This is a genomic window from Pseudoalteromonas sp. S554, from assembly GCF_005930865.1.
In the GTDB taxonomy this organism is placed as follows: Bacteria; Pseudomonadota; Gammaproteobacteria; order Enterobacterales; family Alteromonadaceae; genus Pseudoalteromonas; species Pseudoalteromonas marina.
Map to the genome: position 1 here is coordinate 1 of NZ_PNDV01000005.1, position 16,106 is coordinate 16,106.

A 16,106-nucleotide genomic window follows, 5' to 3' on the forward strand; every position below is an offset into this window, starting at 1 on the left:
CAGAGCAAGCCGAAGTGCAGCGCTTAGAACAAGAACGTATTGCAGCAGAGCAAGCTAAGAAAGAAGAAAAACCTAAGAAAGAGGGCTTTTTTTCACGTCTTAAAAAAGGATTACTAAAAACCCGCGTTAATATTGGCGCAGGATTTTCGTCTATTTTTAGTGGTAAAAAAATAGATGATGACCTTTTTGAAGAGCTTGAAACTCAATTATTGACGGCTGATTTAGGCGTAGATACCACCATGAAGTTAATCGATAGATTAACGGACGGTGCAAATAGAAAGCAGCTTAAGGATGGCGATGCTTTATACGAGCTAATGAAGCAAGAAATGGCAGCGATGCTAAAGACTGCTGAACAGCCATTAACAATACCAGCAGAAAAAAAACCGTTTGTGATTTTAATGGTAGGCGTAAATGGGGTTGGTAAAACAACTACGATTGGTAAGCTAGCTAAGCAATTCCAAAATGAAGGTAAGTCGGTCATGCTTGCTGCGGGTGACACTTTTAGAGCCGCTGCGGTTGAACAACTTCAAGTATGGGGTGAGCGCAATAGTATTCCTGTTATAGCACAGCATACCGGCGCCGATAGTGCATCGGTGGTATTTGATGCTTTTCAGGCCGCAAAAGCGCGTAATGTAGATGTGTTAATTGCTGATACAGCGGGTCGTCTGCAAAATAAAGATAATTTGATGCAAGAGCTTGAGAAAATAGCTCGTGTAATGAAAAAAATAGATCCTGATGCACCACACGAGGTGATGCTAACCATAGATGCAGGTACAGGGCAAAATGCGATTAGCCAAGTAAACTTGTTTAACCAATGTGTAGGTTTAACGGGTATTACTTTGTCAAAACTTGATGGTACAGCAAAAGGTGGGGTTATTTTTGCTGTAGCTGATAAGTTTAACATTCCAATTCGTTATATTGGTGTTGGTGAAGGTATTGATGATTTGCGATCGTTTAAAAGCGATGACTTTATTGATGCATTATTTAGCCAAGATGAGGACGACGCTTAATTTACCAAGAAGGGAGCTTGCTCCCTTTTTAATTGCGAGGAATACCAATTGCATTAACACTTTAATGAGGTTGGCATAATAAAAAATGATAAATTTTCAGCAAGTAAGTAAAACCTATCCAGGGGGGCATCGTGCCCTCGAAAAAGTTAATTTTCATATAAAACCTGGCGAATTAGCCTTTTTGACCGGTCATAGTGGTGCGGGTAAAAGTACACTTTTAAAGCTTATCAGCTTAATGGAACGTCCATCTGCTGGTAACGTATTTATTAATGGTGTTGATTTAAATAAAGTTAATTCGCGACAAATCCCTTATGCTCGCCGAGATATTGGTATTATTTTTCAAAACCATCGATTATTAGAACGATACACTGTATTTGATAATGTCGCGCTACCGCTGATCATCGAAGGAACTCATCGTAATCAAATCGCAAAGCGTGTTCATGGTGCGCTCGATAAAGTGGGTTTAATCGATAAAGTTAAATGCCATCCATCTATGTTGTCGGGTGGTGAGCAACAGCGAGTCGGTATTGCACGCGCTATTGTAAATTCTCCGCCAATTTTACTTGCCGATGAGCCAACGGGTAACTTAGATCCTGAACTCTCAATGGAAATACTTAAATTATTTGAAGACTTTAATAAGCATGGTACAACCGTACTTATTGCTACCCATGACTTAGGCCTTGTTGCACGCATGAAGTATAGGAGCTTAACGTTAAAGGATGGCAGAATGCTTGAAGATCCATTAGCGCAGGGGGCATTATGAGTTTACTGTTTAAAAGCCGCCAAAACAAAAATGAAAAACAAAAAAAATCAGTTATTTCAAATGGCTACTTTTTTATCGTTAACATTTTTCGCCAAGGGATTCATAGTCTGGGTGAAATGTGGCGTACACCACTGGCATCAATGATGACAATTGCGGTACTTGGATTAAGCTTAACGCTTCCTGCCACACTTTACTTAGTGGTTAAAAATGTCCAGCAAGTTAGTAGTGGCTTTGAAGAGGCTAGTGAAATATCGTTATTTGTAAAACAAACAATGACGAAACAAGAAACAGCAACGCTAGTTAAGCGCCTAGCCTTATATCCTGAAGTAGAGAGTGTAACGTTTATTTCAAAACAGCAAGCGCTAAAAGAGTTTCAGGAGGTGTCAGGTTTTGGGCAAGCGCTAGAATATTTAGATAGCAACCCATTACCCGATGTTGTGCTAGTTACGCCTACTAAGCGGCATCGCCAACCTAATGCCGCCAAGGTACTTATGACCAAGTTAGAAGCGGAACGTGAGGTTGATTTTGGCAAACTTGATATAGCCTGGTTAGAGCGCTTAAATGCATTGCTTAGCTTGCTAAAAGAAAGTGTAATAACCATTACCTTATTATTATTAACGTCTGTAACTCTCATAATAGGTAATACTATTCGCCTATCGATTATGGATAAAAAAGAAGAAATACAAGTAATGAAACTTGTAGGTGCTACAAATACGTTTATACACGCACCATTTTTATGGACTGGTATTTGGTATGGCGTTATTGGTGGATTATTTGCTTTTATATCAGTTGCATTGATGATGTGGTGGCTTTCTTCAGCCGTAAACAGTGTGGCTGGTGTGTATCAAACTAACTTTTTACTCATTGGTTTAACGCTTAGCGAATTTGGCTTTTTAGTTTTACTTGCTACAAGTTTGGGGTTTGTTGGCTCTTACTTATCTGTAAATCGATACATCAAAGAAATAGAGCCAGACAAAGTGTAATACGCACCTATATAGCTCGCTGTTAATCAAGCGAGCTATATAGGTTATGCTATTGGCGCTTTATTCGCTTCAAAGTAAACTTTGTGAATATACATTTAACTTTATAAGCGTGTTTATCTCTTCCTCATTCGCGCAAGCTAATGCAAGTGAACTAACTCAATGCTTAGCGCGTATGTTATTGGGTTGGGTTGTTCAGGTCCTATAAAAACTGTCACATTTATCTACTACCCTCCTTATCAAGCATGAATTGTAAATAGAGTGAAAAACTGACGTTAATCACCCGCAATCCCTTAATTCATCGCTTATTCAGTCGCTTATAGTAGACTTCAATAACGCTAAAAAACCGCTTGATTTATACTTTAAAAAAGTTTTAAATTGGGGTTAGCACTCTTCAGGAAAGAGTGCTAAGATAGTTTCAAATGTTTATCACCGAGGTGAAAAATGAGTAAAGATTTATACGCAATGGCACTTACAGTTGGACAACAAAGCGCAAGCATGGATGGCTACCTTCAAGCGGTCAGCACAATCCCTATGCTTAAAGTTGAAGAAGAGCAAGAACTTGCTAAAAAACTTCAGGAAGAAGGCGATCTTAGTGCTGCAAAGCAACTCATTATGTCGCATTTGCGCTTTGTAGCGCATATAGCTAAAAGCTACTCGGGATACGGCTTGCCACAAGCTGACCTTATTCAAGAAGGCAATATAGGCCTGATGAAAGCGGTTAAACGTTTCGACCCAAGCGTAGGTGTTCGTTTAGTATCGTTTGCAGTGCATTGGATTAAAGCCGAAATACACGAATTTGTTCTAAAGAACTGGCGTATAGTTAAAGTAGCTACTACAAAAGCACAGCGTAAATTGTTTTTTAATCTTCGTAAAAATAAAAAGCGTTTAGGCTGGTTTAACCAAGCAGAGGTTAGCACTGTTGCTAGTGAGCTGGGTGTAAGCGAAAAAGAAGTGCGTGAAATGGAATCTCGTATGAGCGGTCAAGATATGGGCTTTGACTTAACGGGTGATGATAACGATGACGCACCAACAAGCACTTATTCGCCGGTACAATATTTAACGGATGGTTCTGCTGATTTAGCTGATGACATTGAGCAGCAACAATGGCAGGAACAGTCTCATACTCGTTTGTTTAGTGCACTTAAAACACTAGATGAACGTTCACAAGACATTGTAAGTGCGCGCTGGTTGTCTGATGACAAAGCAACACTACAAGAGCTTGCTGAAAAATACAGTGTATCTGCTGAGCGTGTTCGCCAGCTTGAAAAAACAGCAATGAAAAAGTTACAAAGCGCTATGAGCTGATACGTTCTAAAAGCGTAATATTTTTAAAAGCCCTGCATGAAAACGCAGGGCTTTTTTGTTGAAAATTAATAATGTAGGCAAATATTATAGGGCATAAGAGATAAGTACCTTGTTTAATTTAATTATCGCGCGCTAATCGTTTTCCCTTGAGCTTGCGCTAACTGAATATATTTACGTTGTACTAACTGAGAAACAGGAACTAACTCATAGCCTTGTTGAGTAAGCTCAGGCAGGGCTTTACGTAAAAAAGCAATGGTCTCAGGATAAGGGTGAGCAATGGCAATGGCAAAATTGTGATCTGTTGCTTTTTGTTTAAGTTCATCGAGCCTAAACTGAAGTTGATCTGCTGTTGTTATGTTGTCCAAAAAGACATGGCGACCAATATTTTCAACCCCAAAAAAGTTTGCAGCATTTTGTGCCTGGCTTAAGCCAGTTGTTCGGCTATCTAAAAAGTACAACTCGCGCTTTTTAAGTACTTCCATTGTCCATTTCATGGCTTGGCTTTGCTGAGTTAATGCAGAGCCCATGTGATTATTAACACCTCTAACTTGCGGTAAACTTGCAAGTGCTGTTCCAAGCGTTTGTTGAAGTTGGGCTTTGTCCATATCAAGAGTAAGCGCACCAGGCCCTAGTGCTTTGCCGTTAAGTGCCTGCATAGGCACATGTAAAAGCAGCTCTTTATTTGCTTTGCTAGCATGTGTTGCAAAAACTTGCGAATAGGGTGTATGGGGCAAAATTGAATAGGTCAATTGCCCAGGTAAGGTTAAAAACTCTAAGTCTCTTTGGTGGTAGCCTATATCATCAATAACTATCGCTATTTGTTTAGCATTAGCGCTAAAGCAAGCGATACATACACTGAAAAAAAGCCACATCCGTATTTTTCTGTTAATAGTATTCACGTTTATAATTTTTATTATCTTTTTTATGCCCAGTAACGCTCAAACAAAATAGATTACTGCATACTGAGTAATTGTTTTGCTTTAACTAACTGTAAATCAGCTAAGGTGTTAACAAGCTGGTGTTGATTATTTTTTACTTGCTCATTTTTTATTATAACGGCTTTATTGTTTTGTGGAAGTGTTGTTTGATTAATCGTCACATCCGGCTTTATTCCAACGCCATCTATTGATTCACCAGAAGGTGTAAAATACTTTGCGGTAGTGAGTTTTAAAGCGGTATTGCCATCACCTAATGGTATAAGTGATTGCACTGACCCTTTTCCAAAAGATTGGCTTCCAACCACTTTTGCCCTGTTGTTGTCTTTTAAGGCACCGGCTAAAATTTCAGCTGCAGAGGCTGAATTTTCATTAATAAGCACAACAATTGGAGCGCCTTTGAGTATGTCGCCCCGTTTAGCATAAAAGGCTTGGTTAGCGTCAAAGTATCTGCCTTTCGTTGTTACTATAGTTCCGCTTTCTAAGAATAAATCAGAGACGGTAATCGCACTTTTAAGGGTGCCTCCGGGGTTGTCACGTAAATCAATTACAAGCCCTAATAATGGATAATCATAATTATTTTGCATCGCTGCAATTTGCAATGCAACTTCGTGTAGTGTGTGATTAGAAAAACTATTAATAGCTAAATAGCAAATGCCGGACTCTAAAACTTTACTGGTTACACTCTCTAATTGTATTTGCGTACGAGCTACGTTAAATGACAAAACTTCTGGGCTTTCATTTCGCTTAACGGTGAGATTAATTGTTGTAAATTTATTTTCTTTAATCAAAGTTGCGACTTCGCTAACGCTGAGCAAATTGACCGTTTTTTGATTAACACTAACAATAATATCGCCAGCTAAAATACCTGCTTCTTTCGCTGGTGAGTTATTTACCACGTTAACTATTTTTATGTCAGTATCGACCTTTTTTACTTCAATACCTAAGCCCGTATATTGGCCATTGGTATTATCAAATAAGGCATCGAGCTCGTGTTCGTTAAGGTATTTAGAGTAGGGGTCTAGCTTTGAGTATAAGCGCTCAAACTGTTTGTTGTTGTATTGCACATAATGGCTGTTTTGTAGCTCTAAATCGTCAACATAATAGGCGTGTATGTTAAATAAAATTTCATCTATTTGTTGGCTTTTAAGGTTTTTTACTGAGCTGGCAAATGCATTGTTAAGTACTAAAGTAAAAGTGAATAAAAGCAGGCTGAAAACATAGCCTGCTTTTTTAAATGCGGGTATTACATTGTTGTTTTTCATCAGCGACTCCTCAGCGGAGCAGCGGTTTATTCAATTAAATACGTCTGCACCATTTTACGGGATTTACTGCGCGTCCTTTGTGTCGTATTTCAAAGTATAGACCAGAACTTGCCTGTCCGCCGCTTTGGCCAACCAACGCTAAAGTTTCGCCTTGGCGTACCAAGTCACCTACGTCTCTCAGTAGTGTTTGTGCATGGCCGTATAGGCTCATAAATCCTTCACCATGATCGACTACAATTACCCAGCCATAACCTTTTAACCAATCTGCAAATACAACTTGGCCATTGTGCACGCTATTAACATTTTCGCCTTCTTTAGCGCCAATTAGCACGCCTTTCCAATCAATGCCACCATGTTTGCGTTGGCCAAATTTGTGTTTTAACTTACCTTTACTAGGCCAGTTTAATCTGCCTTTATTTTTATTGAGACCAAGTAATTCTATTTTTTTTGTTTTTTCTTTTTCTAATTCTTCAATTGTATTAACAAGGGTTTGTTGGTTTTCTTTTAAGTAATCGATAGAGCTTTTAGTACTCGTAAGCTGAGCTTGAAGATTCCTAAGGTTAGCTTGGCGTTCACTTTGTGCATTTACTAAGGCTGTTTGGCGCCTTTTTTGCTCGTCGTATAAAGCTAAAAGTTTTTCTTTTGTTTTATTTAGTGCAACTTGGTTTAACGCGATTTGTTGTTTAAGTTCTTTTAATTCTTCTATCTGTTCAATTCGTGCTTTGTTTAGGTAATTATAATAGCTCAGTGTTCGCTCAAATTGCGCTGTGTTTTCTTGATTCAGCAACATTTTAGAGTAGTCATCACCACCTGCCATGTAAGCGCTTTTAAGTTGCGCTCCTAAGATACGTTGAAATTCGATGTGCTTTTTATCGAGTTCATCAGCTTTTTTTTGTTGTTGATTTTGCTGTTGTTGGGTTTCTTTAACAGACTGCTCAGCCATATTAAGTGCTTTAGCGTTTTTAGCTATTTCAAGCTCATGGTTTTTAAGATTTTTTTGAAGTTGAGATATTTTTTTTCGTTGTTGATTATACTCAGATTGGCTTTGTTCAAGTGCTTGTTTCACCTGTGAGAGATCTTTTTTAGTGCGATCTTCATTGGCAACTGCTGATGCAGTCACCAATGAGGCGAGTATTAAGCCGCACTTAAAGTATCGGTTAACACGTTTAATCATGGGTTATTTCAACGTCATGATAGGTGTGCCAGTCATTTCACTTGGCTGTTCCATGCCCATTAGGTGCAGCATAGTAGGGGCAACATCACTTAATGCTTTACCTTCAGATGGTGTCGCATCGCGACCAACATAAATAAAGGGCACCGGTTCACTTGTATGCGCGGTATGTGCTTGGCCCGTTTTAAGGTTAGCCATTTGTTCTGCATTGCCATGATCGGCTGTGATCAACGCTTCACCGCCAAATTCGTTCAATGCATCAACTACACGGCCAATACAGGTGTCAACGGCTTCACAAGCTTTTACAGCGGCATCAAAAACACCTGAGTGGCCAACCATATCGCCATTAGGGTAATTACATATAATAGCGTCGTATTTCCCGCTTTTAATTGCTTCTACGAGCTTATCGGTTAGCATTTCTGAGTTCATTTCAGGTTGCAAGTCGTAGGTAGCCACTTGCGGTGAAGGGATTAGTTCACGCGTTTCACCTTCAAATTCGTCCTCACGTCCGCCGCTAAAAAAGAAGGTAACGTGTGCGTATTTTTCTGTTTCAGAAATACGCAGTTGTGTTTTCCCTTGTTTTTCAAGCCACTCCCCTAATACATTAGTAAGAGGAGTTGGGCCAAATGCAACGGGTGCGTCTATATCTGCTGCATATTCTGTCATCATGACAAATGCGCTGAGAGCGGGGGATTTTTTCTTGGTAAAGCCATCAAACTCAGGCTCTACAAAGGCGCGTGTAATTTCTCGTGCTCGGTCTGCCCTAAAGTTTGCAAAAATAACGGTGTCGCCATCATTAATTTGCGCTGCTTCTCTACCTGCTGGTGTAATGGTTGTAGGAGCAACAAACTCATCGTTTTCGTCGCGCTCATAAGCTGCATTTAATGCGGTTACGCCATCGCTGTAGTTAAACTCTCCAATGCCAGAGGTCATTACGTCATAGGCTTTTTCTACACGATTCCAGCGGTTATCTCTATCCATTGCATAATAACGACCAACGAGTGTTGCTAGCCGACCACATTCAAGTTTTGCAAACAACGCTTCTATACGTTCAATCGATTCTTTGGCACTACGCGGTGGTGTATCACGGCCATCTAAAAATGCATGAAAATAGACTTCCTTAGCACCGCGTTTTGCAGCAAGCTCTATGCTTGCAACAATATGATCTTCATGACTATGAACGCCACCCGGACTCAATAATCCCATAACATGAACGGCTTTGCCGGCATTTACTGCTTTATCAATGTTTTCAACAAGTGCAGGTGTTGAGTCAAATTCACCGTCATTTATTGCTTTGGTGATTCGAGTAAAGTCTTGGTATACAACACGTCCTGCACCTAAATTAACATGTCCAACTTCGGAATTACCCATTTGTCCATCAGGAAGACCTACATCAAAACCAGATGCTGAAATTAATGTGCGAGGGCGAGATACCCATAAGTTATCTAATACGGGGGTATTCGCTGCTAGTATTGCATTGCTTTGCTCGTCTTCACGATATCCCCAACCGTCTAAAATCATTAATACCAGTGGTTTTTTATGTTCAGTCATAGTCACTCCTAAAAGTTAGCACCTGTTTTGCTTTAGCATACCGTGTTTTGTTACTTGAATCAGCATACAAAACAGCATATTAATTTTTTTCACTTAATTGAATATTGTATTGATGCTGATGTGCGGTTAATAACCTTTATATGGGGTGTTTTTCCTCCTTTTAAACTCTGTGTAAACTCGCATTTTAAGTTGGTTTGGGTATACTTGCGTGGCTAAAGTCTAAAATGTCTAAAACATTGCGTTTTAGGATGTAATTTATAGTGGAAGTCGAATGGAACAATATATTGAATTTATAAGCAATCACCCTATTTTAAGCCTTGCTTGGGTTGGTATTGTTTTTCTTATTGTCAGTGGTTGGATAAAAAGTAAATTTTCAGCTATTCGTCAAATAAACCCTCAGCAACTAACGCTACTTATTAACCGTGAAGATGGTCAAGTAGTGGATATGCGAGCACAAAAAGAGTTTACGTCTGGCCGTATTTCGGGTGCTGAACACTTAAGCCCTGAAAATGCAAAAAAATCTGACTTTTCAGGCCTTGAAAAGTACAAGACTAAACCCATTATATTGGTATGTACTACAGGTATGACAGCCCAAGGCACGGCCACAGCAATGCATAAAGCTGGTTTTGAACAGGTTTATGTATTAGCGGGCGGAATGGGTGCATGGCAATCTGCTAGCTTACCAACGATAACAGGTCGCTAATCTCGTTTAGCTAAACCGATAGAGGATTTATTATGAGTAACGTTGTTTTATACACCAAGGCATATTGTCCATTTTGTCAGCGCGCTATGGCGCTTTTAAAAAGCAAAGGCGTTGAATTCACTAATTTTGATATTGGTGTACAACCTGAACTTCGCGATGAAATGATTACTAAAGCCGGTGGCGCAAGCACTGTACCGCAAATTTTTATTAATGATGAACATATCGGTGGCTGTGACGACATGATGGCTATTGAGGCTCAAGGTAAACTTGACGCTAAGCTTAACGCTTAATTTAATTATAATAACGAACAAGTTAGGAATAACAATGAACGAAGAAACTCAAAACGCAGCAGCGGCACAAGACGCAGGCGCACAATTTACTATTCAACGCATTTACACTAAAGACGTGTCGTTTGAAACGCCAAACTCTCCGGCAATTTTTCAAAAAGAATGGACGCCAGAAGTTAAGCTAGACCTAGATACTCGCTCTAACAAGTTAGACGAAGGTGTATTTGAAGTTGTTTTAGCATTAACTGTGACAGCATCAATTGGCGAAGAAACTGCGTTTTTATGTGAAATTCAACAAGCGGGTATTTTTACTATTGCTGAGGTTGAAGAAGTACAACTTGCTCATATGCTAGGTGCATTTTGTCCTAACGTATTGTTCCCATATGCACGTGAAGCGGTATCTAACCTAGTTAACCGTGGCACTTTCCCACAGTTAAACCTTGCGCCAGTAAACTTTGACGCATTGTTTGCACAGTATATGCAACAACGTACTGCGCAAGCTGACCAGGTTACAGCAGACGCATAACTTATGAATACAGCAACTTCAGCTGTTACTGTATTGGGGGCGGGGTCTTATGGCACCGCCCTTGCTATTTGTTTAGCCCGAAATGGTCATAAAGTGACGCTTTGGGGACGCAATAGCGACGACGTTGCTACGCTTGCAGCTGAGCGGAAAAATCAACGTTACTTACCAGATGCACCCTTCCCAGACGCTCTAGAACTAGAAGCCGATTTACAACGCGCAGTTGCATGTAGTGCTATTGTGCTTGTTGTTGTGCCAAGCCATGCGTTTGGCGACACACTTGCGCAAATAAAACCTGCATTGCAAATCGATGCTAAAGTCGCGTGGGCGACTAAAGGCCTTGAGCCAAATACAGGGCGTTTATTACAAGAAGTTGCACAGCAAGAGCTGGGTGATGAAATCGCACTTGCGGTGCTTTCGGGTCCTACATTTGCGAAAGAAATGGCAATGGGTTCACCAACAGCTATTTCTGTTTCGTCTACCTCACCTGAGTTTGCACAACAATTGGCTGATTTACTGCATTGTGGTCGTTCATTTCGAGTGTATAACAATGACGATTTTATTGGCATACAGCTTGGTGGTGCGGTTAAAAACGTAATTGCTATTGGCGCGGGTATTTCAGATGGTGTAGGTTTTGGAGCCAATGCTCGCACAGCCTTGATCACACGAGGTCTTGCAGAACTGACTCGGTTAGGTTGCGCTCTAGGCGCAAAGCCAGAAACCTTTATGGGAATGGCAGGCCTTGGCGATTTAATTTTAACCTGTACTGACAACCAATCACGCAATCGTCGTTTTGGTTTAGCACTGGGTAAAGGTGAAAGTGTTGAAGCTGCAATTGAGTCGATAGGTCAAGTAGTAGAGGGCTTTAGAAACACCAAAGAAGTGTATTTACTTGCCCAGCGTGCAGGCGTTGAAATGCCTATCACTGAACAGATTTACAAAGTACTTTATGAGAATAAAGATATGAAAGCTGCTGCCATGGCATTGTTAGGCAGAGAGCAACGATCAGAATAGCATTCACTACTGTGATAAAAACTAAAAAACCGACGTAATGTCGGTTTTTTTGTTAGCTTTAATAATACGCGTATCATTGCGCGTTCGGAAAGCCCAGCTGTCGCCATGATTCGTAAACAAATACAGCGACTGCGTTTGATAGGTTCATGCTTCGGCTATTTGGTTGCATTGGGATACGCACGCGCTGCTCGTTTGGTAGAGCTTGAATCATCTCATCGGGTAGCCCGCGTGTTTCTGGACCAAATACTAGACAGTCTCCGGGTTCGTAACATGCTTCATGATGAAATTGGCTGCCTTTGGTTGTACATGCATACACTTTTTTCGGTTTACATTTTTCAAGATACGCTTCAAATGACGCATGACGCTGAACATGGCTGAATTCATGGTAATCAAGGCCTGCACGCTTTACACGTTTGTCGTCCCACTCAAACCCTAAAGGCTCAATTAAGTGCAGCGAAAAGCCGGTATTTGCACAAAGGCGGATAATATTCCCTGTGTTTGGTGGAATTTCAGGTTGGTATAAAACAATATCCAGCATAATTAGCCTTTTAATAAATGGTATTTGACGGATGCAGTATACACGAAACCCTTAAAAAAAATGATATACTCAAAGTATTGAATACTCTTATTAGCGGATGAAATTGTGCATAACCGCAGTTACGAATTTTGGGTTAAAGCTTCTAGTATTATTACTATGGTAATGGTGAGTTTAATGATTGCGGCAAAGGCGTGGGCCTGGCTTGCTTCAGGCTCTGCTTCAATGCTTGGCTCCTTAACAGACTCATTAATGGACATTACCGCTACATTTATGAGTTTTTTAGTTTTAGGTTACGCACTGCGCCCAGCTGATGATGATCATCGGTTTGGTCATGGTAAAGCCGAGGCATTAGCAGGGCTTGGGCAAGCTGCATTTATTGCAGGCTCGGGCTGTTTACTGGCATTTCATGGTGTTGAGCGCTTATTTAACCCTATAGAGCTTACACATTCATTATTAGGTGTATGGGTAAGTGCTTTTGCAATTGCATGTACTCTGGTCATTGTTTTTGTACAAACTAAGGTTATTCAACATACCGAATCGATTGCTATAAAAGCAGATTCGGTGCATTACAAAGGTGATTTGATTTTAAACGCTGCTGTTTTAATTGCGATTGCTCTATCTTATTACGGAATGATGTATGCCGATCCTATTTTTGCAATAGGGGTAGCAGGTTACTTACTCTATAACAGTTGGGATATTGCAAGAGATAGTGCCGATCATTTAATGGATAAAGAACTCCCAGACGATGAAAAGCAAAGCATTTTTGATATTGCTAAAGAGCACAGCGATGTGCATGGCGTACACGGGATCCGTACTCGCCAGGGGGGGAAAATTAAGTTTATTCAAATGCATTTAGAGCTTGATGACCATTTAAGTCTAATACGAGCCCATACTGTGGCTGATGAGGTTGAAGCGATGATTGGTGCTCGTTTTGAATCGGAGGTTGATATACTAATCCACCTCGACCCGCTTTCTGTTTTAACTAAGCCGTCACCGACTCACAAAACTTATACAGACTCTTAAGCACTGGCTGGCGTACATCATCACATTCAAAGAATAGTTCGTGCTTGGCGTCAGCAAAGCTTTCTAGGGTAATATTTGCGTACTTATTAGCTAGTCTATAGTGGGCTTCATTATCGACAACTACATCGTTTTTTGCGCTTGCAATGTAAAGTGGAATATCAACAGTAAGCTCATCTATTGATGATAAAAAAGTAAAGGTTGAATTTAGCCACCCATAAGTAACCCCGCCAAGTTGTAGTAAAGGCTCCTCATTATATGTTTGCCTAAATAGGCTGTAGCGTAATTCGCAACTTGTTAATACGTTTAAAGGGAACTCTTCTGGGGTGTAGTCGGTTTGTCCAAGGGCATAGCTAAATTGAAAACCAAGACGTACGGCATTACTTGCAATTATTCGGGCTAAAGGCTTTGGAATACCTTTGGTGTGTATATCGAACATTGGGGCTGATAAAAACGCACCGCTAAAACTATGCTCATAGTTTGCCAAATAATCAAATGCAATAGCACCTCCCATTGAGTGGCTCACTAATAGCTTTTTACCTTGCCAAACGGTGTCGACTATTTGGGTGTTAAATAAATTAAGATCGGCACTGTAGTCACCAAAATTATTTACATAGCCCTTATGTTTATTTTTTAAATAGCGGTAAGAGCGGCCCTGTCCTTGGTGGTCAACAATAAAAATAGCAAAATTATTAGTATAAAGCTCCCATAACAACTCTTTGTATTTATCGAGCCCTTCGATTCTGCCTGAGCTAATAACTATGGCAACATGAGCTTTATCTGGCTGGGCATGCGCATAAAATAACTGCCCATTAGGCGTATTTAAATACGCTTTAACTAATGTGTTTTGATAAAAATCATTAATGGCTGATTGGTTACCTTTAAGCTCGCACTCACTACTATAAAACATGGTTTACTCTTTGATTATTGGCAGTGTGATATTAGCACACAAGCCGCCCTGATCTTTGTTCGATAAAACTAAGGTACCATTATGAGCTGTAATTGCATTTTTTGCGATAGCTAAGCCTAAACCGGTTCCACCACTGACTCTATCTCTTGCATCAGACTGCCTAAAAAACGGCTCACATAGCTTATCAAGCTGGTTATTTGGCACGCCTGGGCCATCATCACATATTTCAATATGCACGGCATCACCATGCGATAGTTTTATACTTATTGTGTTATTTGCATATTTAATGGCATTACGAAGTAGGTTTTCAAGCGCGCTGGCAATCAGGGCTTCATCGCAGCTAATGGTTACGCTTGCATCGCCTGTTATTGTTAACTGCTTATCATATTGTTTTGCTTCAAATTTTGCATCGTTTAAAACATGTTCAACAATAACGTTTAGTGATTGCTTTTGCATTGCAAGGGTTTGGCTTTTTGCTTCTAAACGAGACACTTGAAGTACATCAGCAATCATTTGATCGAGTTGATTAGCCTCTTTTTCTATTCGTAGTAAATAAGACTGACTTGCTTCATTTGCTTGCATTTGTGCAAGGCCTGTTGCCATTTTTAAGCGAGTAAGTGGCGAACGTAACTCATGGGATATATCAGCAAGCAAGCGTTTTTGTGAGCTTATTAATAGTTCTAGCTGGTTTGCCATACTATTAAAGTCTCGACCAAGTACCCCTAGCTCATCTTTTCTATTAGTTGAAATAGCAGCACGTGCGCTTAAATCGCCAGAAGATAGTTTTATAGCTGCTTTTTTAAGGCTGTTAATTGGTGCAATTAAGTTACGACTAAACAAAAAGCTCAAAATTAAAGAGGCAATAATTGCAATAGATACTTTGATCCAGCCGGGCATTAGCTTTAAGCGTATAAACAGAGGTGGCTGATTGTTTATGTCTATTTCATATAAATAAAATACTCCTTCGGGGACGGTTAATTGAACTGGCCCAAAGGCTTGATATTGCTCAGTGAAAACAATTTGCGGTGGCATGTTTTTGGTAAAATTAAGAAGGCTTAGGTCTATGTTTATAGGTGTTTCTTTATTAGTAAAAGAAATATCAGATTGCTCAGCGCTTAAATATAAAAGCTTACGTTTAGATAAGCGTGGATGCGAAAGAATGCTCTCAAGCGAACGTTTATGCTTATATGCAGAGCGCTCAATACTTCTTGCGGTATAAGCTAGGTTTTTTCCCATCGGGCCATGTAAGGGTTCATTACTTACTAAGTTCAGTACACTGATATTACTTAAAAAAACAAGCGCAGTAACGGTGCCAATAATGGTTAGCCAAAACCAAACAAATATTTTAAAAAATAAATAATGCCTAGGGTGCTTAAGCCAAGATAAAGCGCCTGATTTATTCACCTTGGATGAAAACATAACCGCTGCCTCGCATTGTTTTAATTCGTTCTGTTTTAATATGCTCTGCTATTTTTTTTCGGATATTACTTACATGCATATCAATAGAGCGGTCGAACGATGCTAAACGCCTGCCTAGCACTTCTTCACTAATTTGCTCTTTACTAACAACTTGGCTGGCGTTTTTACACAAAAGTGCCAGTATTTCGTACTCTGTGCCAGTCAGCGTGAGTGTATTCTCATCAATAGAGGCTTCTCGTGCTGCAAGGTTAATAGTTACACCATTTACAAGCAGCTTATTAGTTGTGTTGATATTTAAGCTGTTTATATGCTCTATACGACGTGTAATCGCTTTTACGCGGGCAAGTAACTCTCTGTGATTAAATGGTTTTGGTATGTAATCATCCGCACCGAGCTCTAATCCAAAAATACGATCAAAGTCTTCACCTTTAGCTGTAAGCATAATGACTGGGGTGAGTTTGGTTTGCCTAAGTTGTTTTAGAACTTCAAAGCCATCTAGCGTAGGTAGCATGACATCAAGCAATATTAATGCGTAGTCGTTTGCCTGTGCTAACTTTAGGCCTTGTTCGCCGTCGTGTACGCTTTGTATTTCAAACCCTTGGCTTAAAAGGTATTCGCTGAGTAACTCACAAAGACCCGTATCGTCGTCAATCATTAATAGTTTCATTTACAAACCCTTAGGCAATATTTCATTTCTTTATTTTACGCC

General features: G+C 40.0%; 17 protein-coding genes. 9 read left to right on the forward strand and 8 right to left on the reverse strand.

What is annotated here, in order from left to right:
* The 4 genes from ftsY to rpoH form a co-directional block, all read left to right on the forward strand.
* Nucleotides 1–1,010, forward strand: a 1,010-nt coding sequence (gene ftsY / locus CWB65_RS02435) for a signal recognition particle-docking protein FtsY (RefSeq protein ID WP_138739816.1), incomplete at its 5' end; no start/stop codon positions are given.
* Between the two features lie 85 nt (nt 1,011–1,095).
* The gene (gene ftsE, locus CWB65_RS02440; RefSeq protein ID WP_006794808.1) at nt 1,096–1,773 is read left to right on the forward strand and encodes a cell division ATP-binding protein FtsE; all 678 of its coding nucleotides are present in this window, start codon (nt 1,096–1,098) and stop codon (nt 1,771–1,773) included.
* Nucleotides 1,770–2,756 carry a permease-like cell division protein FtsX gene (gene ftsX / locus CWB65_RS02445; RefSeq protein WP_039037998.1) on the forward strand — a complete coding sequence of 329 codons (987 nt, stop codon included), beginning with the start codon at nt 1,770–1,772 and terminating at the stop codon, nt 2,754–2,756. Before ftsE ends, ftsX begins: the two co-directional genes overlap by 4 nt.
* A 441-nt stretch (nt 2,757–3,197) precedes the next feature.
* A complete protein-coding gene (gene rpoH, locus CWB65_RS02450) occupies nt 3,198–4,061 on the forward strand; it encodes an RNA polymerase sigma factor RpoH (protein WP_008128777.1) in 864 nt (287 codons plus the stop codon).
* 122 nt (nt 4,062–4,183) lie between these two features.
* On the opposite strand, the gene CWB65_RS02455 is transcribed toward rpoH, so the two are convergent.
* From CWB65_RS02455 to gpmM, 4 genes are all read right to left on the reverse strand, one after another.
* Nucleotides 4,184–4,933 (reverse strand): divergent polysaccharide deacetylase family protein, encoded by a 750-nt coding sequence (locus tag CWB65_RS02455; RefSeq protein ID WP_008128779.1) that lies wholly within the window; start codon nt 4,931–4,933, stop codon nt 4,184–4,186.
* An 80-nt stretch (nt 4,934–5,013) separates the two neighbouring features.
* Complete coding sequence (locus tag CWB65_RS02460) at nt 5,014–6,261, reverse strand: S41 family peptidase (protein WP_008128782.1); 1,248 nt, start codon at nt 6,259–6,261, stop codon at nt 5,014–5,016.
* Nucleotides 6,262–6,295: 34 nt separating this feature from the next.
* Nucleotides 6,296–7,435: a murein hydrolase activator EnvC family protein gene (locus CWB65_RS02465; protein ID WP_138739817.1), complete on the reverse strand. Its 1,140-nt coding sequence runs from the start codon at nt 7,433–7,435 to the stop codon at nt 6,296–6,298.
* Nucleotides 7,436–7,438: 3 nt separating this feature from the next.
* Nucleotides 7,439–8,983, reverse strand: coding sequence for a 2,3-bisphosphoglycerate-independent phosphoglycerate mutase (gene gpmM, locus CWB65_RS02470; RefSeq protein WP_008128788.1), 1,545 nt, complete (start codon nt 8,981–8,983; stop codon nt 7,439–7,441).
* Between the two features lie 271 nt (nt 8,984–9,254).
* Between gpmM and CWB65_RS02475 the strand changes: the two genes are divergently transcribed.
* The 4 genes from CWB65_RS02475 to gpsA are packed head-to-tail and all read left to right on the forward strand — an operon-like array spanning nt 9,255 to nt 11,510.
* A complete protein-coding gene (locus CWB65_RS02475) occupies nt 9,255–9,686 on the forward strand; it encodes a rhodanese-like domain-containing protein (protein ID WP_008128791.1) in 432 nt (143 codons plus the stop codon).
* A gap of 32 nt (nt 9,687–9,718) precedes the next feature.
* Nucleotides 9,719–9,976: a glutaredoxin 3 gene (gene grxC / locus CWB65_RS02480; protein WP_006794822.1), complete on the forward strand. Its 258-nt coding sequence runs from the start codon at nt 9,719–9,721 to the stop codon at nt 9,974–9,976.
* A 34-nt stretch (nt 9,977–10,010) separates the two neighbouring features.
* Nucleotides 10,011–10,499 carry a protein-export chaperone SecB gene (gene secB, locus CWB65_RS02485; protein ID WP_006794821.1) on the forward strand — a complete coding sequence of 163 codons (489 nt, stop codon included), beginning with the start codon at nt 10,011–10,013 and terminating at the stop codon, nt 10,497–10,499.
* Nucleotides 10,500–10,502: 3 nt separating this feature from the next.
* Complete coding sequence (gpsA, locus tag CWB65_RS02490; RefSeq protein ID WP_008128794.1) at nt 10,503–11,510, forward strand: NAD(P)H-dependent glycerol-3-phosphate dehydrogenase; 1,008 nt, start codon at nt 10,503–10,505, stop codon at nt 11,508–11,510.
* A gap of 73 nt (nt 11,511–11,583) precedes the next feature.
* On the opposite strand, the gene trmL is transcribed toward gpsA, so the two are convergent.
* The gene (trmL, locus tag CWB65_RS02495; protein WP_008128796.1) at nt 11,584–12,048 is read right to left on the reverse strand and encodes a tRNA (uridine(34)/cytosine(34)/5-carboxymethylaminomethyluridine(34)-2'-O)-methyltransferase TrmL; all 465 of its coding nucleotides are present in this window, start codon (nt 12,046–12,048) and stop codon (nt 11,584–11,586) included.
* 105 nt (nt 12,049–12,153) lie between these two features.
* Here trmL and CWB65_RS02500 point away from each other — a divergent pair, with 105 nt between their 5' ends.
* Nucleotides 12,154–13,071: a cation diffusion facilitator family transporter gene (locus CWB65_RS02500; protein WP_171047554.1), complete on the forward strand. Its 918-nt coding sequence runs from the start codon at nt 12,154–12,156 to the stop codon at nt 13,069–13,071.
* Here CWB65_RS02500 and CWB65_RS02505 read toward each other — a convergent pair.
* The 3 genes from CWB65_RS02505 to CWB65_RS02515 are packed head-to-tail and all read right to left on the reverse strand — an operon-like array spanning nt 13,031 to nt 16,064.
* Nucleotides 13,031–13,978, reverse strand: a complete 948-nt coding sequence (locus CWB65_RS02505) for an alpha/beta fold hydrolase (RefSeq protein ID WP_008128800.1) — start codon at nt 13,976–13,978, stop codon at nt 13,031–13,033. The genes CWB65_RS02500 and CWB65_RS02505 overlap by 41 nt on opposite strands.
* Before the next feature lie 3 nt (nt 13,979–13,981).
* The gene (locus CWB65_RS02510; RefSeq protein WP_138739818.1) at nt 13,982–15,397 is read right to left on the reverse strand and encodes an ATP-binding protein; all 1,416 of its coding nucleotides are present in this window, start codon (nt 15,395–15,397) and stop codon (nt 13,982–13,984) included.
* Nucleotides 15,375–16,064 carry a response regulator gene (locus CWB65_RS02515; RefSeq protein ID WP_138739819.1) on the reverse strand — a complete coding sequence of 230 codons (690 nt, stop codon included), beginning with the start codon at nt 16,062–16,064 and terminating at the stop codon, nt 15,375–15,377. Before CWB65_RS02515 ends, CWB65_RS02510 begins: the two co-directional genes overlap by 23 nt.
* Nucleotides 16,065–16,106: the final 42 nt, after the last annotated feature.